This is a genomic window from Chryseobacterium sp. C39-AII1 (genome assembly GCF_039672645.1).
GTDB lineage: Bacteria > Bacteroidota > Bacteroidia > Flavobacteriales > Weeksellaceae > Chryseobacterium.
Genome location: NZ_JBDFPQ010000024.1, coordinates 1 through 22,283 on the forward strand (window position 1 = coordinate 1; position 22,283 = coordinate 22,283).

At 34.7% G+C, this 22,283-nt stretch carries 21 protein-coding genes and 5 tRNA genes; 15 read left to right on the forward strand and 11 right to left on the reverse strand.

What is annotated here, in order from left to right; all coding sequences use genetic code 11:
* Positions 1-536: 536 nt before the first annotated feature.
* Positions 537-1,622 (reverse strand): NADH:flavin oxidoreductase, encoded by a 1,086-nt coding sequence (locus tag ABEG63_RS20400; RefSeq protein ID WP_346587221.1) that lies wholly within the window; start codon positions 1,620-1,622, stop codon positions 537-539.
* Between the two features lie 170 nt (positions 1,623-1,792).
* Between ABEG63_RS20400 and ABEG63_RS20405 the strand changes: the two genes are divergently transcribed.
* From ABEG63_RS20405 to ABEG63_RS20450, 10 genes are all read left to right on the forward strand, one after another.
* A complete protein-coding gene (locus tag ABEG63_RS20405; protein WP_346587223.1) occupies positions 1,793-2,365 on the forward strand; it encodes a Crp/Fnr family transcriptional regulator in 573 nt (190 codons plus the stop codon).
* Between the two features lie 75 nt (positions 2,366-2,440).
* Positions 2,441-2,830 (forward strand): RidA family protein, encoded by a 390-nt coding sequence (locus ABEG63_RS20410; RefSeq protein ID WP_346587224.1) that lies wholly within the window; start codon positions 2,441-2,443, stop codon positions 2,828-2,830.
* Between the two features lie 45 nt (positions 2,831-2,875).
* A complete protein-coding gene (locus ABEG63_RS20415; RefSeq protein ID WP_346587226.1) occupies positions 2,876-3,469 on the forward strand; it encodes an HD domain-containing protein in 594 nt (197 codons plus the stop codon).
* Between the two features lie 199 nt (positions 3,470-3,668).
* Complete coding sequence (locus ABEG63_RS20420; protein WP_346587227.1) at positions 3,669-4,496, forward strand: SDR family NAD(P)-dependent oxidoreductase; 828 nt, start codon at positions 3,669-3,671, stop codon at positions 4,494-4,496.
* Between the two features lie 66 nt (positions 4,497-4,562).
* Complete coding sequence (locus ABEG63_RS20425) at positions 4,563-5,483, forward strand: helix-turn-helix transcriptional regulator (protein ID WP_346587229.1); 921 nt, start codon at positions 4,563-4,565, stop codon at positions 5,481-5,483.
* Between the two features lie 422 nt (positions 5,484-5,905).
* Entirely contained in the window at positions 5,906-6,271 is a 366-nt protein-coding gene (locus tag ABEG63_RS20430) for a BlaI/MecI/CopY family transcriptional regulator (RefSeq protein WP_267406752.1), read from the forward strand.
* 3 nt (positions 6,272-6,274) lie between these two features.
* On the forward strand, positions 6,275-8,116 hold the full coding sequence (locus tag ABEG63_RS20435; protein WP_346587230.1) for a M56 family metallopeptidase: 1,842 nt from the start codon (positions 6,275-6,277) through the stop codon (positions 8,114-8,116).
* Between the two features lie 80 nt (positions 8,117-8,196).
* Complete coding sequence (locus tag ABEG63_RS20440; RefSeq protein WP_346587232.1) at positions 8,197-9,096, forward strand: GLPGLI family protein; 900 nt, start codon at positions 8,197-8,199, stop codon at positions 9,094-9,096.
* Between the two features lie 106 nt (positions 9,097-9,202).
* Positions 9,203-9,760, forward strand: coding sequence for a sugar O-acetyltransferase (locus ABEG63_RS20445; RefSeq protein ID WP_346587234.1), 558 nt, complete (start codon positions 9,203-9,205; stop codon positions 9,758-9,760).
* Positions 9,761-9,776: 16 nt separating this feature from the next.
* Positions 9,777-10,643 carry a GLPGLI family protein gene (locus ABEG63_RS20450; protein ID WP_346587235.1) on the forward strand — a complete coding sequence of 289 codons (867 nt, stop codon included), beginning with the start codon at positions 9,777-9,779 and terminating at the stop codon, positions 10,641-10,643.
* A 57-nt stretch (positions 10,644-10,700) separates the two neighbouring features.
* On the opposite strand, the gene fsa is transcribed toward ABEG63_RS20450, so the two are convergent.
* On the reverse strand, positions 10,701-11,354 hold the full coding sequence (gene fsa / locus ABEG63_RS20455; protein ID WP_267406761.1) for a fructose-6-phosphate aldolase: 654 nt from the start codon (positions 11,352-11,354) through the stop codon (positions 10,701-10,703).
* 222 nt (positions 11,355-11,576) lie between these two features.
* On the opposite strand from fsa, the gene ABEG63_RS20460 reads away from it, so the two are divergent.
* A complete protein-coding gene (locus ABEG63_RS20460) occupies positions 11,577-12,074 on the forward strand; it encodes a YdeI/OmpD-associated family protein (protein ID WP_346587237.1) in 498 nt (165 codons plus the stop codon).
* A gap of 36 nt (positions 12,075-12,110) precedes the next feature.
* Here the strand turns inward: ABEG63_RS20460 and ABEG63_RS20465 are convergent, their stop codons facing one another.
* Positions 12,111-12,647, reverse strand: coding sequence for a tetratricopeptide repeat protein (locus ABEG63_RS20465; protein WP_346587238.1), 537 nt, complete (start codon positions 12,645-12,647; stop codon positions 12,111-12,113).
* A gap of 198 nt (positions 12,648-12,845) precedes the next feature.
* Between ABEG63_RS20465 and pepE the strand changes: the two genes are divergently transcribed.
* The 3 genes from pepE (at position 12,846) to ABEG63_RS20480 (ending at position 16,330) form a co-directional block, all read left to right on the forward strand.
* Positions 12,846-13,538 carry a dipeptidase PepE gene (pepE, locus tag ABEG63_RS20470; RefSeq protein WP_346587240.1) on the forward strand — a complete coding sequence of 231 codons (693 nt, stop codon included), beginning with the start codon at positions 12,846-12,848 and terminating at the stop codon, positions 13,536-13,538.
* A gap of 245 nt (positions 13,539-13,783) precedes the next feature.
* Positions 13,784-15,157, forward strand: coding sequence for a D-alanyl-D-alanine carboxypeptidase/D-alanyl-D-alanine-endopeptidase (gene dacB, locus ABEG63_RS20475; RefSeq protein ID WP_346587242.1), 1,374 nt, complete (start codon positions 13,784-13,786; stop codon positions 15,155-15,157).
* Between the two features lie 57 nt (positions 15,158-15,214).
* The gene (locus ABEG63_RS20480; RefSeq protein WP_346587268.1) at positions 15,215-16,330 is read left to right on the forward strand and encodes a HAMP domain-containing sensor histidine kinase; all 1,116 of its coding nucleotides are present in this window, start codon (positions 15,215-15,217) and stop codon (positions 16,328-16,330) included.
* A gap of 178 nt (positions 16,331-16,508) precedes the next feature.
* Here the strand turns inward: ABEG63_RS20480 and ABEG63_RS20485 are convergent, their stop codons facing one another.
* The 3 genes from ABEG63_RS20485 to ABEG63_RS20495 all read right to left on the reverse strand — a co-directional run bounded on the left by ABEG63_RS20485 (position 16,509) and on the right by ABEG63_RS20495 (position 20,702).
* Positions 16,509-18,365, reverse strand: coding sequence for a PDZ domain-containing protein (locus ABEG63_RS20485; RefSeq protein ID WP_346587244.1), 1,857 nt, complete (start codon positions 18,363-18,365; stop codon positions 16,509-16,511).
* A gap of 122 nt (positions 18,366-18,487) precedes the next feature.
* On the reverse strand, positions 18,488-20,116 hold the full coding sequence (locus ABEG63_RS20490; protein WP_346587246.1) for a M1 family metallopeptidase: 1,629 nt from the start codon (positions 20,114-20,116) through the stop codon (positions 18,488-18,490).
* 175 nt (positions 20,117-20,291) lie between these two features.
* Entirely contained in the window at positions 20,292-20,702 is a 411-nt protein-coding gene (locus tag ABEG63_RS20495; RefSeq protein WP_346587248.1) for a hypothetical protein, read from the reverse strand.
* A gap of 158 nt (positions 20,703-20,860) precedes the next feature.
* Here ABEG63_RS20495 and ABEG63_RS20500 point away from each other — a divergent pair, with 158 nt between their 5' ends.
* Complete coding sequence (locus ABEG63_RS20500; protein WP_346587249.1) at positions 20,861-21,664, forward strand: GLPGLI family protein; 804 nt, start codon at positions 20,861-20,863, stop codon at positions 21,662-21,664.
* A gap of 77 nt (positions 21,665-21,741) precedes the next feature.
* On the opposite strand, the gene ABEG63_RS20505 is transcribed toward ABEG63_RS20500, so the two are convergent.
* The 5 genes from ABEG63_RS20505 to ABEG63_RS20525 form a co-directional block, all read right to left on the reverse strand.
* Positions 21,742-21,814 (reverse strand) — tRNA-Met (locus tag ABEG63_RS20505).
* A 38-nt stretch (positions 21,815-21,852) separates the two neighbouring features.
* Positions 21,853-21,925, reverse strand: a tRNA-Met gene (locus ABEG63_RS20510).
* 38 nt (positions 21,926-21,963) lie between these two features.
* Positions 21,964-22,036: transfer RNA gene (locus ABEG63_RS20515), tRNA-Met, on the reverse strand.
* 38 nt (positions 22,037-22,074) lie between these two features.
* A tRNA-Met gene (locus ABEG63_RS20520) sits at positions 22,075-22,147 on the reverse strand.
* Positions 22,148-22,185: 38 nt separating this feature from the next.
* Positions 22,186-22,258, reverse strand: a tRNA-Met gene (locus tag ABEG63_RS20525).
* Positions 22,259-22,283: the final 25 nt, after the last annotated feature.

Here is a 22,283-nt window from a genome sequence, read left to right on the forward strand (position 1 = left end):
AAGAAATCTTATTCACCTGGAAAATGTAGGACATCCAAGACTCATATCCGTGGTTTGTTGTATGTTTGTTCGTGGTCGGCAATTCGGTATAACAAGCATTGCAAGGAGTTTTATGAAAAGCTTCTTTGTCAAGGAAAGGCGAAGAAATTGGCATTGATAGCGGTTTGCAATAAGCTTTTGCGAATATGTTTTGGAGTGGTGAAAAATAAAACGAAATATCAACCGGATTATCAAAAAAACTTTAAAATTTTAACCTAAATAATTTGCAATTTAACATAGAACATCGGGGCTAGGGTTTTAGTCATTAATTTAAAAATTTGTATATAAAAAAAGAAGCGAACTTTATAAAAGTCCGCTTTGGTTTAATATTAAAAAAAATAGGTTATACCATTTATGTTTTAAATTTACCTTCAAAACCACGAAGTGGTTTATATGAATAGCGTCGGATGAAACCCGATGAATATGTATTCCATGATGATATAACCCTGAAAGGGTTAAATAATTTAAAGGAAAGTTCAGCAACAAATTGGTGCGAATTAAGATCCAAATTTTACGAAAGTTTGCCAACCGCGCATGGTTTCTATAAAACGTTCACTCAATCCACCTTCACGAAGATAATCTGCCGTTACAGGAAGATCCCGACTTTCATACAACGGGTTTGCCTTTACCTGAAGTGGAAAATCGCGTTGAAGAATTCCCGCTCTTGCGATCAGTACAAAATCACAACCTTCATCTAATAATTCTGCGGCTCGGTGAGCACTCATTATTTTTCCTGCAGCGCCTAAACGCACGCCTTTACGTGGAAGTTCGGTAAAAACGCTGAGCATTGTTTTTCCCTGAAAAGTACCTTCGCGTACAAGCTGAGCAGAATCCCACAAAGCCAGATCAAGATAATCAATCAATTCTTTATCAAAAATTTCTGCAGTAATCTCGCGTAATTCTTCCAGCCGAAGTCCATACCGTTCAATCGACAGTCGCCAGCCAATCTGAAAATCCGGACCACAGGCTTTTCGAATTCCTTCAATTACTTCAAGGGTAAATCGTGCACGGTTTTCAATACTGCCACCATATTTATCGGTGCGATCATTAAGATTTGGCGATAAAAATTCTGATAAGATCCAGCCAAAGGCGCCATGAACCGAAACTCCGTTATATCCGGCTAACTGCGCTCTTTTGGCAGCTTCAATAAAACTATCACGAATTCGTTCCACTTCTTCGGTTGTCAAAGCTTTTACATGAGGAACTGTTTTACCTGAAGCTGGAGAAACGATTCCTCCCAATGAAGGTACGGCACGATGACCCGCGTGATGAAGCTGTACGGCAGATAATGCACCTCCTTCTCGGATGGCGGTCGCCATTTTCTTCAATCCGGACAAATGTTTATCGCTGTGAATGCCCAATTGTCTTTCAAAAGCAATTCCTCCAGCTTCTACAGTTGCAGCTCCGGTTTGAATTAAGCCGTAACCGCTTTTAGAGAGTTGCTCGATCCAATATTGGTCGTATTTTGAAGCGGAACCGTCGTTCTCACTTTGCTGGCTCGTTAATGGAGCCATCATAAAACGGTTTTTCATCGCCGGGCCATGCAGCAGTGTGAGAGGTTTAAATAGATCAGAAACAGACATTATATTTCAATTTTTAAGATTTTACGGATATGAATTTTAATCTGTTGCAAAGTTGGGTTGATATAAAATCTCATAAAATGGAGGATTTCTAATATATGATGGATGATTTTTAAATAACCAACTGTGGTTTTATTATTTTTGTGGTAAAGAATCATTTTAGATAATTATAAATGAATCATATTCTCCGAAATCATATTCAAAAAACAATACTTCTTTCCGATCATGAATGGGAAAAAGTGAGTGCTTTTTTCGAGGAAGAGCATTTTAGCAAAAAAGATTTTATCATTCAGGAAAATGATAAGGTAGACTCTATTTATTTTATTGTTTCAGGATTAATTAAGCTTTCTTGCAGCGATCAGGAAGGAAGGGAACATATTATTTCTTTTGCGATGGAAGATTGGTGGGAAACCGATTTTATGGCATTTTACAATCAAACAAAAGCTAACCAAATTTTGCAATGTCTTGAGGATACCGAAGTTTTAAAACTTTCTTTTAAGAATTACCATCAATTATTAAAGGAAGTTCCTAAAATGACCGAGTTTTTCCTTTCAAAAGCGGTCAACGGACACATTTCAAACCAACGGAGAATTTTGTCTTTAATGACTTTGAGCGCAAAAGAACGATACGAGCAATTTATAAAATACTATCCCTCTTTAGCTCAGCGAATTCCTAAGATCACGTTGGCAGCTTATTTTGGCTTATCACGCGAAACATTAAGCCGATTTTTTAAAGAATCAAAATAATTGTGATGCAGATCACACAGAAAAGGAAAGGGTGATTCTGAACTTTGTTGTTCTATTTAATTAAAAATATTCAACATGGAAAAAAGAATCATCAACCCTTGGAAATGGCAAGATGCGAGAAATTATGCACAAGCCGTAGAAGTAAAAAATGCTCAGAGTACGCTTTATATTTCGGGACAAACTGCGATTAATGACTATGGAATTTCAAGCAATGCCGACATGAGAACTCAAATCACCGAAGCACTGGAAAATTTGAAAAAAGTAATCATTCAGGCAGATTTTGAAGTTAAAAATATCGTTCGGCTGAATGTATACACCACAGAACACGAAGAACTCTTTAAAAATTTCGATGTCCTACAAAATTGGATTACCAAGCATGAAGTTCAGCAGGCAACTACCGTGATGGAAGTAAAAACTTTATTTGAAACGCTAAAAGTAGAGTTTGAAGCTACGGTGGTGAAGTAAATTTTGTTTGTATTATCTTTGGGACTCAATCGAATTTAAAGTAAAATGAAGACCGAAAATTTATTAAAACAGATTGATTTCATTAAAGAGATCGACAAATTAAAATACATCCAACGAAGAACAAAACTGTTCAACAGCGATAGAAATGAAAATGATGCCGAACACAGTTGGCATCTGGCGATGATGACTTTAGTTTTGGCTGAATATTCGGATCAACCAATCGATGTTTTGAAAGTGGTAAAAATGGTTTTGATTCATGATTTGGTAGAAATTGATGCAGGCGATACTTTTATATATGATACCAAAAAAAATCACACCAATACCGAAGAAGAACTTCTGGCTGCCAAAAGAATTTTCGGATTATTACCTGAAGTTCAGGCTAAAGAATTCTTAGCGGTTTGGGAAGAATTTGAAGAAGGTATTACCAATGAAGCTAAATTCGCCCGTACGATGGACAGATTAGAACCTTTGCTTCAAAACATCAGCAACAGTGGCGGAACCTGGAAAGAATTTGATGTGGAATATCAAACAGTGTACAATAAGAAGAAAGCCATTGCCAACGGTTCTTCATCGATTTGGGATTATGCTGAAAATTTACTCAACGAAAGCGTAGAAAAAGGTATTCTTCGAAAAGAGTAAGGCTTGCTAGGTTGGAAGAGGGAAGCTTGATGTTGGAAGCTATTTAAAATAATGATTGATGAACTTAATGAATTTCCAGCCTCTATCTTCCAACTTCCAGTCTTACTTCAATTTCCTCATTTAGCCTACAAACCTCTGCGATTCGCCTACAAAAATCTTTTTGAAGCTTGCTAATTTTGCTTTGTAAAAATAAAATATTATGAAACAGCAAAATAGAATATGGTTTATTACGGGAGCTTCCCGAGGTTTTGGAAAAGTTTGGACGGAAGCTGCTCTCGAACGTGGCGATAAAGTCGTGGCTACCGCAAGAAAGCTGGAAAGCATTTCTCATCTTAATGAAAAATATGGCGATCAGGTATTGACGTTGGCACTGGACGTTACAAAACCGGAGCAGGTAAAAGATGCCGTAAACAAGGCGCATGAGCATTTTGGAAAATTAGATATCGTTTTAAATAATGCAGGATATTCATTGGTTGGAACCATTGAAGAAGCCAGTGCAGATGAAATTCGTGATTTGTATGAAACGAATATTATTGGTCCGGTAAGTGTAATTCAGGCTGCGTTGCCGATTTTAAGAGCGCAAGGTTCGGGACACATTTTAGGGACTTCCAGCAATATCGGGCATTTCACATTGCCCGTTATCGGATATTACAGTTCTTCGAAATGGGCATTTGAAGCTATTCACGAAAGTCTTGCTGCCGAAGTAAAGCAGTTCGGAATTAAAGTTACAATCATCGAACCAGGAGCTTATGCTACAGAATTCGGAAGCCAGGAATCATTGAAGTTTTCAGGAAATATTGAGGCTTACGATGATTTTAAAGCTGAATTTATCAAAAACTTATCTACTTTCGAACAAGGAGATCCAAACGCAACGCCACAGGCTCTTTTCAAAGTCATTGATGATGAAAATCCGCCGTTACGTTTTAATTTGGGAAGTAATAATCTTCCTTTAATCAAAGAAATTTATGCAGACAGAATTGCGCTTTGGGAATCTTGGGATGAAGTTTCCCGCTCCGCTCAAGGCTAAACAAAATAAGTTCAAACAAAAACCGGTTATTTTTATAATCGGTTTTCCTATCTTTATATAAGAATTATGAAAAAAGACGACCAAACACTCATCAAGTTCAAATCACTTACAGAAGCACATCTTTTCTTTGATTTGCCTAAACCCAAGCATCCATTGATTAGTTTAATCAATGAAACACATCGGTTTATTCCGTCTGAAAAGATATCTCAACGCCATGTTTTAGGCTTTTATAAAATTTCCTACAAACCGAAGTTAAGCGGGAAAGTAGAATACGGACAAGACTATTACGATTTTGATCAGGGCGGATTGCTATTTGCCGCGCCAGGGCAGATTATGGGCGGCAAAGGCTCTGAAGATATCGTATGTTCTCAGTTTTCTTTGCTCATTCATCCAGATTTCTTTTTAAGTTATCCTTTGGCTAAAAAAATAAAGCAATACGGCTTTTTTTCTTATTCAATTAAAGAAACCTTGCATCTTTCGGAGGAAGAAATGAAAACCATTCTCTCCATTTTCAATTTTATAGAATCGGAACTCAACGGAAGAATAGACGATTTCAGTCATGATCTGATGATTTCTCAGATTGATTTATTGCTGAATTATGCCAATCGTTTTTACAAGCGTCAGTTTATTACACGAAAGGCAAGCAGTAGCGGGCTTCTGCAAAAATTTGAAACGTTGCTAGATGCTTATTTCGAAGATGAAACTTCTTTAAACAAGGGAATTCCTACAGTAAGTTATTTTGCAGACAACCTCAATCTTTCTCCAAGCTATTTAAGCGATATGCTTCGTTCATTAACGGGGCAAAGTACCCAGCAGCATATCCACGAAAGATTGATTGGTAAAGCGAAAGAAATACTTTCTACAACGAATTTATCGGTTGGAGAAGTGGCTTATGCTTTAGGTTTTGAACATTCACAATCATTCAGTAATTTATTTAAAGCAAAAACCAATCTTTCTCCTTTAGAATTTAGAAAATCTTTTAATTGATTTGAAATTTTAAGTTTTTATAGCCATGAAAACACGAATTTTCATTAATAGTGTATTTTTTATTTTAAAAATAAATAGCATTAAAATATTTCTATCAGCTCTTATAAGCGAAGCAACTTTGTGAAACTTAAAACACTCAATATTCCAAAAACTTAGGGAACTTTGTGTTCAAAACTCAATGCTTCAATTTTTCCTTTTCTTCTTTAAAAATCATCAAATTTTTCCATCATTTTAAAATTTAACATATTTTAATATTTTTTATTCGATTGATTTTCAAATAATTAATCCACTATTGTTTTTATCACTAAAAAAATAGTTGTTTGAATAGATTTTATTTCTACATTTGTATAACTAATTTCTTAGTGATATGAAATGAAGTATAATTTTTATATCACTACATTTAATGATTAAACAAACGTGATATGAAAATTCAGACTTTAACAAAAGCAGAGGAACAGGTGATGCAGTATGTATGGAAATTGGAGAAAGGATTTCTCAAAGATATTCTTGATCTTTTTCCAGAGCCAAAACCTCATACGAACACGGTTTCTACCATTTTAAAAGTATTGAAAGACAAAGAGTTTGTAGATTACAACGTCTACGGAAGGCAACACGAATATTTTCCGTTGATTACTCAGGAGCAATATTCTGGAAAAACGATGAAAAGTCTTGTGAAAAATTATTTCAAAGGTTCTTACAAAAGTGCCGTTTCTTTCCTTGTTGAAAAAAACGAAATGACCGTTGAAGATCTTGAAATGCTGCTAAACGAACTCAAAGAAAAAAACTAAACCATGGAAACTGTACTTCTATACTTCGGCAAAGTTATTTTATGCTCCGGTGTAATGTTTTTGTATTATCAGTTGTCTTTAAAAGACAAGACCTTTCATCACTACAACAGATTTTATCTTTTGTCTGCGATGTTGATCTCATTGCTGCTTCCTTTAATAAAGATCGAAGATTTTACAATTGAGGTAAGCAATGATCTTTACCAGCTAATAGATAGGGTACAGAATTTTAACTCAACTAAAAACATAAGCAATGACCACATTTATTTTCGAATTATTTTTTCAGCTTTGGGATTGGTTTCTCTCTATTTTTTAGGGAAATTACTATTCGGAATCTTCAGGATTCAACAGCTTAAAAATCAGTTTAAAAAAGAAAGCTTTGATGGAATTAATTTCTATCAGACCGATCTTACAGAAGCACCATTTTCCTATTTCAGAAACCTTTTCTGGAAAACTTCAATTACGCTGAATTCCGACGTCGGAAAACAAATTTTGAAGCACGAAATGGTTCATATTGAACAGAAACATTCTTTTGATAAAATTTTTATTGAAATTCTTACTTCTGTTTTCTGGTTCAACCCATTTTTTCATATCATTAAAAAAGAAATTAGTTTAATTCATGAGTATTTAGCCGATAAAAAGGCTGTAAAACAATCGGACACCAAAGCATTTGCGCAGATGCTTTTAGCAAGCCACTTTTCCGGAAACCAGTTGCCTGCAACCAGTCCGTTTTTAAGTTCAAATCTAAAAAAACGACTCAAAATGTTACAAAAACCTCAAACCAAATTCGGGTATGCGCGTAGAATTTTTGCATTACCGGTAGTATTTTCAGTAGCGTTTGCTTATTTGGTAAATGCTAAAAATCAAGAAATTAAAGCCACAAATATAGAAATTGAGAAAGCGGTTTCTCAAATTAAAAAAGATACCATTGCGCCTAAAAAAACCAAAGAAATTGAAGTTATTGCTCCGAAATTAGCTAAAAGAGCTGAAACTCAGGAAAAATTAGTCGATTTAAGCAAAAAAATTCAGGAAAAAAGTAAAGATTTAAAAACTTTAAACCCTGAAAGTGATGAATTTAAGAAGAAAGTAGATGAGATTAATGATCTTTCTGGAGAGATTAATAAAGTTACTAATTCTCAGGAATTCAAAATGTCTTATTCTACAGATCCGATAGATGCAAAAAAAATCAATGATTTTTTCAAATCTAGCGAATGGAAAAATAAAATGTCTGAATTGAAAAGCATGAATTTTGAAATGCCAGAAATTCCTGAATTTAATTTTGAATTTCCCGATGCTCCACCTTCACCTCCATCGCCACCTGGTGCTCCAAAATCTCCTAAAGCACCGAATGCCCCGAAAGTAAAAGTATACTCTTTTAATGATACAAAATGGTCGCCCGGTGCAGATATTATTTTCAAACCTGAAGCCAGAGAGAAAGAATCGGCAGCAACGGCAAAAAAAAGAGCTAAGCTTGAAAAAGAAAGAGCAAAGCTAGAAGAGAAAAGGGCAAAACTGGAAGGAGAAAGAGCGAAATTGGAAGCTGAAAGAAGAGCGTTAGACGGAAACAGAAGATTATATATTTATAGCAATTCTACCACTACATTTCCTAAAAATGTAAGAGTAAATGCAGACAATATGATTATTGACCACAGAAACAATACGATAACCGCCAATGGTGTAAAAAGTATTAGTGGTGATATGGAAGGAATAAAATACTTCATCAATGGAAAAGAAGCCACAGAATCTGACTTTAAAGCTCTGGATCCGCAAAAGATAAAAAGTGTTACAGTAAATAAAAAGAATTATTCAGGAGTATATTCTGGGGAAATAAGAGTAGAAACGAAATAAATAAAGTTCCAATAAAGCTTTGTTAATGACATCAAAATCAATCGTTAGCAAAGTTTTTTTTAATTAAATAATTTTAAACCATGAAAAAAATTAATTTCCTTTTTTTATTCTTTGTTGGCATACTTGCCAATGCTCAAACCAACAGATTTTTCTATGAATATAAATTTATTCCCGATTCTACCAATAAAGCTGATGTAAAAAAAGAAATGATGCTTTTGGATATCGATAAAGCGGGATCGAAGTATTACAGCTATGATAAATTTGTTTCCGATTCTACTCAAAAAGCAGATTTGGAAAAGCAGTTAAAAGCCGGCGCCGGAAACATCAATATCACAAAGAGAGAAAAACCCGGGCAGGTTTCTTATAGTGTAACCAAGCAATATCCCGATTTTACCACCTATTATTTCACAAGAGTTTCAACAGATGCTTATAAGGTAAAAGAAGATAAAAAACCGGAATGGAAAATTCTTCCCGAAAAAGAAAAAGTAGGCGAATACAATACTCAAAAAGCAACGACAAATTTTGGCGGAAGAAGCTGGACAGCATGGTTTACTACAGATATTCCTTTTCAGGATGGGCCTTATAAATTTTATGGTTTACCAGGTTTAATTGTGAAGCTGGAAGATGCTACTGGATCTCACAGTATGATATTGGTTGGGAATAAAAAAACAGTTGCTTCACAGGAAAAAGAGCTTGAACTGCCTGGAAATGTGAGATTAATTGGAGTTGGCGGAAAAGATATTGAAGTAACAAAAGATCAATTCAAAAAAGTTTGGAAAGCGTATGTAAATGATCCTACAAAAAATATGAGGGAAATGATGATGAAAAACGGAAACGGTACAAATATTTCTTTTAAGGTGAAAAATCCTGACGGAAGAGAAATTACAGATCCTAATGAGGTTTTCCGAGATATGGAGAAAAAAACGAAAGAAAGCTTGAAGAAAAATAACAACTCCATAGAACCGGATTTGTATAAATAAAATACATAATTTTTAATATAAAACAGGATGATTGTCATAAGTCATCCTGTTTTCTTTTGTTATATTTAAGGCTTAAAAGTGATACTTAAAATTTTAAACCAAAATAATGACAGAGAAAGAAAAATGTAAACAGGAACTACTGTATAATGCCAATGATCATGAACTTACGAATGAAAGAATTGCCATCAAAGATTTATGCTGGGAATATAATCAACTGAAAAATTCTGATGCTGGAAACAGAACCCAACTCATCAAGAAAATTTTAGGAAAAACAAAGAAAAATATTTGTATTGAACCTAATTTTTGGTGTGATTACGGATACAATATAGAAGTCGGAGAAAACTTTTACGCTAATCATAATCTTGTGATTTTAGATTGTGCAAAGGTAACTTTCGGAGATAATGTTTTCATTGGCCCGAATTGTAGTTTTTACACTGCCAATCATCCTTTAGACGTAAAACAAAGAAATTCAGGGTTGGAAACTGCTCATCCGATTACAGTTGGAGACAATGTGTGGTTTGGTGGAAATGTGGTGGTTATTCCAGGTGTTAAAATTGGAAATAATTCGGTGATTGGAGCGGGAAGCGTAGTAACTAAGGATATTCCCGATAATGTATTAGCAGTTGGAAGCCCATGTAAAGTGATTAAAAATATAGAAAATTAAAAATTAAACTAATACTATGAAAAAACTATTATTTCTAGTAGTCCTGTCAGTAGGATTCCTTTCTCATGCACAATATCAAAGGTTCGTTTATGAATACAAATTTGCCATAGATTCAACAGCAAAAGATAAAGTTGAAACTGAATTGATGAACCTCGATATTGCTCCAAAAGGATCAAAATTTTACAGTAATGCATACCATGAAGCCGATTCTCTGATGCATGCATTCATCGAAAAACAGGTGAAATCGGGAAACAATGATTTTAGTTTGAAAGGAGTAGGATATAAAGGCAAATTGAGATATTCTGTTGAAAAAAGTTATCCGGATTATGTTGTAAGCTTTATTAATTCAATTGGTAATGAAGAATATCTCGTACAGGATTCCAGAGTACCTCAGTGGAAAATTCTTTCAGATAAGGATAAAATAGGAAATTTTTCCGTTCAGAAGGCAGTATGTGATTTTGTAGGAAGACGTTGGACGGTGTGGTTTACAACCGAAGTACCTATTCAGGATGGCCCGTATAAATTTCATGGTCTGCCGGGGCTGATTGTGAAAATAGAAGATCAAAGCCACTCTCATATTTTTGAACTTAAAGGAGTGAAAAAACTTGACAAAGCACAAGAATGGGTAAGCGGAAAGGATAAAAAAAGATACAATCCTCTTATTAATGTGGATGAGAATAAATTTAAAAAAGTATATACCGAGTATCTTCAAGATCCGATGAAAGGCCTGCGTCAGATGCTAAACAACGGCAAGATTGTAGAAATGAGAGATGATAACGGAAAGGTGATAGATACTAATAAAATGCTTCGGGATGATGAAAAAAGAGTGAAGGAAAAGCTGAAAAAAGAGAATAATATTTTAGAACTTGACCTGTTGAAATAAATGAAAATCCCGAAACATCATTTCGGGATTTTTTATTTTTAAACTGGATTCTGATGATTACGCTAATTTCTGAGAATCTGCAATAAACTGAGCCAATCCGCTGTCTGTTAATGGGTGTTTTAGCAAACTCAAGATCGGAGGAAGTGGTGAAGTAATCACGTCTGCTCCAATCTTCGCACAGTCGATAATATGCATTGAATGACGGATAGAAGCCGCTAAAATTTCAGTTTCATACATGTAATTATCGAAGATCAATCTGATTTCCTGGATCAGATTTAATCCGTCAGTTGAAATATCATCTAATCTTCCCAAGAAAGGAGAAACATAAGTAGCACCTGCTTTAGCTGCTAAAAGAGCCTGTCCTGGAGAGAAAATCAAGGTACAGTTTGTTCTGATTCCTTTATCAGAAAAATATTTTAATGCTTTAATTCCGTCTTTAATCATCGGAATTTTAACCACAATATTCGGGTGGATTGCCGCCAACTCATCCCCTTCTTTAATCATTTCTTCATACGTTGTAGAAAGTACTTCCGCAGAAATATCTCCGTCTACAATTTCACAAATTGCTTTATAGTGATTTTTGATCGCTTCAGCTCCCTGAATACCTTCTTTTGCCATTAATGACGGGTTTGTTGTTACTCCATCAAGAATTCCAAGGTCTCTTGCTTCTTTAATTTGCTCTAAATTGGCAGTGTCAATAAAAAATTTCATTTGATTTACAGATTTAATTTTATACAAATATAACGATTCCTTTTCGAGTAGGGAACTAATTTTGTTATGGTTTAACTTGTTGTTAGTTGTTGGTTGTTGGTTGTTAATTGCGCGTAGTATCAGAAATTTTACATTCCCCTTCCCTGAAGGGGTGGATTTTTGCAAAGCAAAAAGACGGGGTAGTTAAAATAATAATTAAATTAGCCTAAAGTATAAAACCAAATGAAAAATCACTACACCACCCAACTCCAAATTATCGGCATCAATCCTTTTGTATTCATTCCCGAAGAAATTTTAAACCAAATTTTCGAAGTCTCAGGAAAGAATAAAAGTCCGATTCCAGTAAAAGGAACTGTAAACGGTAAAGAATTCAAACAAAATTTAATGAAATATTTAGGAGAATGGCGTTTATATATTAATCTGATGATGCTGAAAGATTCTCCAAAAAGAATTGGAGAAACCATTGATATTTTTGTAGAATTTGATGATGCTGAGAGAACAATTTCCATTCATCCGAAATTGGATCAGGCAATAAAGGAAAGCCCTGAAGCTTTGGCTAATTTTGAAAGTTTAATTCCTTCAAGAAAATTAGAGTTAATTCGTTACATCAATAATCTAAAAACCGAAGCTAGCATTCAACGAAATATTGAAAAAATTATAAGACATCTTCATGGTGAAACCGATTTTTTTGGAAAAACAATTAATTCAAAACCATCATAAATAAAAAAAGATCCGAACAATTTCGGATCTTTTTTATTACGAGTTTAAAACTTGATTAAGCTTTACAGCATCCTGGTTGCTAGGATCATACTGTATTGATTTTGCAATATGCTCTTTCGCTTTGTTCGGATCGCTTTTCTGTTCAGAGAAAGCTAGGTAGAAATAGGCATACGCCAGATTCTTCTTATTTTGCTCAACTTCTTCAGGTTTTACGGTCGCAATATATTTCTCATACGCTATTTTTGCGTTCGCATCATCTTTTGCAGATTGATAAGCGTAGGCCTGACTATAATATGACGGAGCCCAATCTGGCAATAAAACTGAAATTTTCTTCCATGTATCTACTGCATTCGTCCAATCTGAAGCTTCTTGATATGCTGTTGCCAATTTTGCTAAAGCTTCTGTATCTTTAGGGTTGGTTTCAATTTGTTTTTTAAGACCATCAATCGCTGGATTTCCTGTCTGATTTACTGCCGCCGTATTACTTGCACTATCTGTTTGTGTGGTTTGCGCATTTACAAAACCTGCACTTCCTAATAATAACAAACCTAAGAAAAGGTTTTTCGTGTTCATTTTAATCATTGTCATAATCTTACATTTTCGAGTTGTGATGAGTAAAGTTCAATAATAATTCCACAAAAGCCCGAATTTTAGAACCTTTAAGTTTTTTTGGAAAATATTAAGAGGTTCAACTATTTTTTTATCTAAATTTTTGATTCGTTCCCGTTTGAGTTATCTTTGTATGTAAAGAATTTTTATCAATACATTTTTATGAATATCATATTAGCTTCCACTTCTACCCTTTTCGGAGGGGAATATTTAGAATACTTAAAAGAAGAATTAATTCAGCTTTATAAAGGCATTGACGAAATTATTTTCGTTCCTTTCGCTCGTCCCGGTGGGATTTCTCATGATGATTATACCGCAAAGGCAAAATCTTTCTTTGAAACCATTCATATTAAAGTAAAAGGACTTCACGAATTTAAAGATAAAATTGAAGCCGTAAATAATGCCAAAGGTTTTTTTACAGGCGGCGGAAATACTTTTTTGTTGGTTAAAACGTTACATGAGGAGGGTTTAATGTCAGTTCTAAAACAAAATGTAGAAAACGGAAAACCGTATTTAGGATGCAGCGCAGGAAGCAATGTTGGCGGACAAAATATGAAAACCACGAATGATATGCCCATCGTTTACCCGCCAAGTTTTGATTGTATGGGATTGGTTCCTTTTAATTTAAATCCGCATTATCTTGATCCGAATCCGGAACTGAAGCATAACGGAGAAACGAGAGAAACGCGAATTAAAGAATTTTTAACACAGAATGATACAAAAGTTGTCGGACTTCGTGAAGGAAACTGGATCAGAAGAATTGGCGATAATATTACCGTTGAAGGAAGTGAACTGACGAGGATTTTTGAAAAAGATAAAGAACCTTACGAGATCGAGGCGGGTTCAGAACTCTAAATTTTCTTTTTTATATATTTGAATTAAAGAATGTGATTTTTTTTAATCATATTTAAATAAAACGAGATGCTTCGACTTCGCTCAGCATGACACTTCTAATGCTAACGGTTTTAAAAATTAAACGGTAAGTTTTTAGCGATGTCATGCTGAGCCTGTCGAAGCATTCCAAACAATCATTTTGAAAAATAAAGAAATAAATTTTTCGTTTTTCATAATGACCATAAGTTTAGAAAAACAAAAGCGCAATGAAAAAAACATTAGCAGTTCTCACCCTTTCCACACAAGTGATTTTTGCTCAAAATATAGCTCAGAAACTGGAAAAAGCAACCAAAGATTTAATGGAATCTTCTGGAGCAATTGCTTCCAATCTTTCATTTTATGTTGCTGATGAAAACGGAAATTTCATTTACGATTATCAGGGAAATAAAGGACTTTCGACTGCTTCCACGCAAAAAATATTTACTGCTGGCGCCGCTTTGGAAACTTTAGGTAAAAATTACACCTACAAAACAACTTCAGGATATTCAGGAACGATTTCCGGATCAACGCTTAACGGAAATTTATTTATTTCGTCAAACGGCGATCCAACATTAGGAAGCTGGAGATACGAGAATTACAAATCTGAAAGCTTTAAAAAGAAATTGATTGAAGCAGTCAAAACTTTGGGAATCGCAAAAATATCAGGTGACTTGATTATTGATGATTCTTATTTTGATGCTCAAACCATTCCTGGAGGATGGCCTTGGGATGATTTAGGAAACTATTATGGAGCAGGCGTTTGGGGCGTTAATTGGCGTGAAAATCAGTTTGATATTAACATCAATGGAACCGATTTTAAAAGTTTTTCCTATCCTTTAGAAGGCGTAAAATGGATGAATGAATTAAAAACGGGCGGATCTTCAGATCAAAGTTTAATCTTCACCGCTCCGCATTCTGATGTTGCTTTGATTAATGGAACTTTGCCTTCAGGAAAAACAGTGACAGTATCTGGTGCAACTCCAAATCCGCCTTTGCAATTAGGTGTTGAAGCGATGAAATGGTTGAAAGAATCAGGAATCGATATTTCTGGAAAAGTAATCACCAATTCTCAACTGCAGATTGAAGGAAAACACACTTTGGATTTCCCTAAAAATCACACCATCTTAACTTATGAATCGCCAACTTTAGATAAAATCGTCTACTGGTTTTTGAGAAAAAGTATCAATCTTTATGGTGAAACTTTGATTAAAACATTAGGCAAAGAAAAGAAAGGGAATTCAAATTTTAAAAGTGGTGTTGCCTTTATTAAAGAATTTTGGAAATCCAAGGGAATTAATGGAAATATGATCAATTTTGCTGATGGAAGCGGACTTTCACCTCAAAATTATGTAGCAGCAAAAGCAGAAGTTCAGGCTTTATTATATGCTAAAAAACAATCTTGGTTTGAGGCTTATTATGATGGTTTTCCCACGCAGGACAATGGCATGAAAATGAAAAGCGGAACCATGAGAGATACCAAATCTTTTGCAGGCTATCATACCGCAAAAGACGGAAAAAAGTACGTTTTTTCAATCATTATCAATAATTATCAGGGAAGCGGAAGCAGTGAGCTGCAGAAAATTTTGAATATTTTAAAATAATTTGCTTTGAGAAGAACCATTTTTGCAAGACTGAATAACTGGATCATTTTTGTAGTAATGACAGCGGTTGTTACCACGATTGTCATCGCCTCAACTTCACTTATCAACTACCTTCGAAAAGAGGAAATTAAAAGGATTAATCTGCTTTCGAAGGCTATTAGGATTCAGCAGGAAGTTAAATCTCCAGATACGGATGTCTTAGATTTATTGCCTGAAATTCTGAACATTAACAACAATATCCCTTTTATTGTTACTGATAAAAATAAAAAACCAATTCTCGATTTAGGATTTTACAGAAATATTCCGGAAAGTACAATTAATGACCCTGTAAAGCTGGATCAGTTGGTAAAATCTATGGAGAAAAATTATGATCCTATAGAAATTAAGGTTCCTGATGGAAATAACCAGTTTGTTTACTACGACAACTCTCATTTGCTTAATAATTTACGGTATTCACCTTATATTTTAGGACTTTTTATTCTTCTGTATTTTGGTTTTTCATTTTGGTTTTTCAAAACAATCAAAAAAACTGATGAAGGCTATCTTTGGGCAGGTTTAGCAAAAGAAACGGCACACCAAATCGGCACTCCCCTTTCTTCTATGATTGGCTGGATGGAGATTATGAAGCTGGAAACTCCCGATTCTGAAGGGGTTCACGAAATAGAAAAAGATATTGAAAGGCTTCGTACAATCTCTGAAAGATTTTCAAAAATCGGATCAGTTCCGGAACTGAATGACACTAATTTCAACGAAAGTATTCAGGAAAATTATGATTATTTAAAAACAAGAATTTCACGAAAAATAAATTTCGGATTACACCTTCCACCCGAAGGAATTTCGGTTCCTCATAATAAAATTCTAATGAGCTGGGTGATTGAAAATTTAGTTAAAAATGCCGTAGATGCGATGAAAGGCGAAGGCTCTATCGCGATGTCAGTTTTTGAGAAAAATAAAAATATCGTCGTAGAAATTCAGGATACAGGAAGCGGAATGACCAAGCAGCAAGCTAGAAACGCTTTTAAGCCTGGTTATTCAACAAAAAAAAGAGGTTGGGGACTTGGTTTGTCTTTAGCGAAAAGAGTGGTTCAGGAATATCATGCCGGTGATATTAAAATTGCACAAACTGAAGTTGGGAAAGGAACTACTTTTAGAATTACGATTAAAAAAGCCTGATTCAACTTTATTTTTTAACGAAAATTATTGTTGCGAGCGAACAAGCTCAAATTTTTCATCCATTAAGTTTTAAATTAAGAAGTTAAGATTATTAAGAAGATTGCTTCGTCACTTCGTTTCTCACAATGACAAAAAAAGCGGAGAAAAACTTCCCCGCTTCATTAAGATTTATTTAAAACTACTTCTTTCCCGTCAACCACTGATCTTGCAGTTTTTGTTCTGCCGGAGTTGGATTTGGCTTAAATTGCAATGTTTCTAAAGTCATTTTATCAAGAATTGCTTTTCCTGTAAGATTCACTTTTTCCAGTTTATCACCATTTTTTCTTAGAACGGTTACGGTAACATTCTGCCCTTCTTTAATAGTTCTCGTATAGCCGATAAATTCCTGAACATTTTGAATATTGATGGATTTTCCATCCAAAGCAAGCACCTCATCGGTAATTTTAAAGCCTACACTTTTTGCGAATGGCGATAACGGAGAGTTTTCATCAAATACAAACGTTTTATTCTTTTCGTTATAACCCGTTTGCTGAGGATCTTTTACAAACCAGAAAATTGGTGGAGTTTCTTGTTTTTTCACCTCTACTCCTACCATATTCAGATATTGTTCGTAAGGCGTTGGTTGGTTTCCGGCGATATATTTATTGTAAAAATCTTTCACCTGAGGATATCCCGTAATTGTTACCAATTCATCAATCAGTTTATCATCTTTAAATGGCTTATTCTCTCCAAATCTCTGAGATAATTTACGGATCATATCACGATAGCCCATTTCACCGTTTGATAGTTTTCTCAACTCAATATCAAGACACATCGCCAGCAGAGTTCCTTTTTCATAAACATTTCTGTATTGATCTTTATAAGGTTCTTTTAGCACGTTTTTACTCATTACCGTAAAAGGCATAGTGTCGTCATAATTTTTAGAATTGGTAATTTTTTCAGTTATTCTCTGTAAAAATTCATCTTTATTAATCAAACCTTCCTGAATCTGGAATAAATTGGCAAAATATTCCGTTCCACCTTCATACATCCACAAATGCTGAGACATTTTAGGATCTGCATAATCGAAGTAATGAATTTCTTCGGAATGTGTTTTCAAAGGATTCACCGTATGGAAAAATTCGTGAGAAATAACGTCAGTAAGTGTTTTTTCAATATCACTTTTCGGCATCATTTCGGGAAGCACAACACTTGTAGATTCATGATGTTCTAATGCTCCAAAACCTTTTATCTGTGGGCCATCACCACCTGAAAGATACAGCATCACCGCATATTTTTTATTGGTATTCATATCTCCCAAAAATTTCTTTTGAGCAATCACCATTTTTTCTAAATTATCTTTAAAATCCGCAGCCTTATACTTTCCTGTTGGTGAATAAACACCTAAGACCAGATCCATTCCACCTACGTTGAAGGTAACGTAATCGGGTTTTGTGTACATTAACGGAGAGTCGGTAACTTTAGCATAATTTGCCAATGTAAAAGTATCCGTAGCTTCAGATTTATCCTGATCTACCAACGCCGTAGTTCCGTAAAAATCGGCTGGTTTCTGAATTACCAATTGATAAGGAACATCCTGCATATTATCGATGTAGCCTACAAAACCGTGCGTATTGATCAGATACACTTTTCCTTCCTCAATATCTGTTCCTGAAGGTGAAAATACGGCTTTATGTTTTGAAGTATCCATCTCATCATCAAAACTATCATTAACCAAATAGGTAACTTTGGTTAAATTCTGAGCGTTTTTTAATGAATAAGTATTATCATTTACTTTTGTGAAAGCCAATTCTTTTCCTTTATTGTCATAAAATTTAATACCTTCTACAAACCTTCCGTAATCGTCCTCAGAATACGTTCCCGGAACAGTTTTCGGAAAATGAAATTTCACATCTCCAGACTTCATTTTGGGAAATTCCATCGTAACGGCTACTTTATCGCCCTTTACATTCACAAGATCGATGGTGGTTTTTATTGATTGGGCATTAACCAAAAAAGTGGTTAAAACACCTAAACTTAGTGCTAATTTCTTCATTGAGTTTATATTTTATAATTTAAGTAGTTGCTCTAAAAATCATTTTGTTACGACAATGTGTATTAAAGTTTTCTTAAAAAAATAAAAAAGCAAAATCGCAGTCACGATTTTGCCTTTTCATCTTACATCTTTTGATAATTGATATAATAAGCTGGATCTAATTGCACCGGAGCCGATGTTTTCAGCTTTACAGTTTGCCACTCTTCTGTTGGATTAATGGTTTGATCACCATTGATTCTGATAGGTAATTTAAAGTTTTTCACCACGTTTGTATATCTGAATTTCAATGAATCTCCGTTTTGACTGTATTCTAGTGTCGGAACTTGTACAGTTCTCAAATATTGGTTAAAAACCGTCGAAAAATCAATTCCAGATTTTTTCGAAATATAATTTTCAATTTGTTCTGTTGTTACCGTCTGATGATAAAAATCTTTATTGATTCCTCTTAAAATCTGTCGGAATTTTTCGTCATTATTAATCACTTGGCGGATGGTGTGAAGCATGCTCGCTCCCTTCGGATACATGTCGCCGCTACCTTCATTTCTAACCCCGTATTTTCCAATAATTGGAATATCGTTTTGAATAATATTTCTGATTCCCAAGGCATACGTGTCGGCAGATTTTTTATCCATATATTTTTCGGTAAATAAGACCTCAGAATAATTGGTAAAACTTTCATGAATCCACATATCTGCCTGATCTTTTGCAGTAATGTTATTCGCAAACCATTCATGACCACTTTCGTGAATGATAATAAAATCCCAGTTCAACCCAACTCCGGTTCCTGACAGATCTCTTCCTCGATAGCCGTTTTGATAACCGTTTCCGTAAGCAACATTACTTTGATGTTCCATTCCTAAGTACGGAGAATCGACCAATTTATAAGAATCTTCATAAAAAGGATAAGGCCCGAACCAATATTCAAAAGCAGAAAGCATCGGTTTTACCTGCTGGAATTGTTTTTTAGCTTTATCCAAATTATAATCAATTACCCAGTAGTCAAGATCAAGTTTTCCCTTTTCTCCGTTAAAAGTATCTTTAAAATTCACATATTTTCCAATATTCGGAATAATAGAGTAAGCATTGATAGGATTTTTGACTTCCCAAGTATAGGTGGTTTTATTTCCGCTTGTTTTTTTATCGATCAGTTTTCCGTTTCCTACACCTACCAAATCATTGGGTGTAATAATTTTCATGATGATTCCGTTATCGGGCTCATCGCTCCAAATATCTTTAGTCGGAAGCCAGATCGAAGCGCCAATTCCTTCATCAGCAACACTCATCCACGGATTTCCTTTTTCATCTTGGGTAAACACCCAACCGCCATCCCACGGCGCATTTTTAGCAATTGTAGGATTTCCCGAATAGGTAACATCAATGGTATATTTTTCTCCTTTTTTAAAGCTTTTTTTAGTTTTAATCCAAATGAAATCGCCCTCTTGTTTATATTCAGCAATAGGAAAACTACCTTCCACTTTATCAGCTTTCATCGGCTGCTGAAGATCAATCTGAAAAGTAGGGTTCGTTACGTCTTTAATAATTTCAAAACTGATCTTATTATTTCCTTTAATACTTTTTGAAACAAAATCCGGTTCTACGGAAAGATCATATTTTTTGACATCCCAAAAGTTCCTGAATTCTGTATTGGAACCTTTTAAGGTATCTTGTTTTGTGAAAGTTTTATCTTTTTCGAAGAATTGCCCGAAAGCCAATCCGGAAGCGAACAAAAGAGTATACGACAGCTTTTTCATTTTGAAATTAAATTAAATCATTCCAAAATTAGAAAATTTAATGCCAAATAAGGTAGGAAAAATGTATTTTAAATTAATTATACATTCATTTCGTATGTAAGAATAAAAGACTTCTTTATTCAAATATAAAAATGAAAGCCACAAAATTTGTGGCTTTTAATGATACAATATATTACTATTTTATTTTGTCGTAGATCAATTTTGTGACAATGGCTCCAAAAAGATAATAGGCAACCGTCATTATTTTTTTCTGATTATTTTCCGCCACGGGAGTATCATCAAGTCCCATTTTCTGTGGTAAAAATACAGCTCCTAAGCCAGCCGCAACTCCTGAAGCAATATTAAATCCGCTGGTTGCTGTAGTTGCATAATAAATTCCGTTGCTTACAACATCTCCAGCCAATGTTGCAGCATACAACTGATCTTTGTCTGTAATTTTCATATCTACTTTGTCAAGAGCCATATTTAAAGCTTCCTCGCCTACTTTATTAACCTCCGGAACATTCTCAAAGTTTTTTCTTAGAGTTTCGTGTAAAACATTTAGGGCAACTGCGCCGCCTAATCCTGCAAGAATTTTCTTATACATATTTTTAAAATTTTGGTGTGGTAAAAGATGTACATAAATTGAGCCAGCGGATAAAAACAGTATAAAATGTGGTATTTATTAAAAGAAATTATAATCTCAAACTAGGTAATAAAATTTATTCGTATCATTGTGATCATTTCTATTTACCAACTATTTCCATGATTAAATTATTATTCTTTACGCTTTTTCTTTGTTTTAATTCAATTCATTCTCAAAATTTAAAAAATGAGAACATGAAAATTTTCACTTATCGGTTAACTTATTTTTCAGATTCGACGAACACGGAAAGTAGTAAACAAGAAGATTTTGATTTGCAAATTTTAGGAAATAAATCCTGCTTTGTCAGTACTAATTATAAATTTGGTTATCAAAACATCAGAATGATGGCAGCTAGTGGCCAAGGATTGGCAGTTGCTGCGGGAAACCTTATGAAACTACCGAAAAGTGCTTTCAGATATTCTATTTATAAAGAAAATAATGATATTGCTTTTTATGAAAAAGTATATTCATTTGGACTGAAATATAATGAAAAAGCATCTTTTGATTGGAAACTTTCTAAAGAAAAAAAGAAGATTGATACTTATAATTGTAATAAAGCCACTCTTACTTATGGTGGCAGAGAATGGATCGCTTGGTATACAACCGAAATTCCAATCTCGGAAGGTCCTTATAAATTTAAAGGATTACCGGGAATGATTATCCAATTATATGATGTTAAAAATCAATACAACTTTTCTTTAATAGAAGTTCAAGCGAATAAGGATTATCCTATTTTCTATGATGAATCTTTTAATAATTATAAAGAAATTTCGAGGAAAGAATATTTTGTGACGAGGGACAATCTAAAAAATAATTATGTGAATAATGTAGAAAGTCAAGGAATAACATTTCAAGCAAAAGATAAAGCTGATATTCAACGAAACATTAATAAAAAAGGAAATAATCCAATAGAATTAAAATAGACTCCGGCTCACCTTCGGTGAGCCGGAGCTTTTAAACAATAAAAAAGAGAACCATAATTATGATTCTCTTAATGTAGTAGCGGGAACCGGACTCGAACCGATGACCTTCGGGTTATGAGCCCGACGAGCTACCTACTGCTCCATCCCGCGGTGTATTTTTAGAGTGCTTACCGAAAACACTTGCTTAGTAGCGGGAACCGGACTCGAACCGATGACCTTTGGGTTATGAGCCCAACGAGCTACCTACTGCTCCATCCCGCGGTGTATTTTTAGAGTGCTTACCGAAAGCACTTACTTAGTAGCGGGAACCGGACTCGAACCGATGACCTTCGGGTTATGAGCCCGACGAGCTACCTACTGCTCCATCCCGCGGTGTATTTTTAGAGTGCTTACCGAAAGCACTTGCTTAGTAGCGGGAACCGGACTCGAACCGATGACCTTCGGGTTATGAGCCCGACGAGCTACCTACTGCTCCATCCCGCGGTGTATTTTTAGAGTGCTTACCGAAAGCACTTACTTAGTAGCGGGAACCGGACTCGAACCGATGACCTTTGGGTTATGAGCCCAACGAGCTACCTACTGCTCCATCCCGCGATATTGGATTGCAAAGGTACGAATA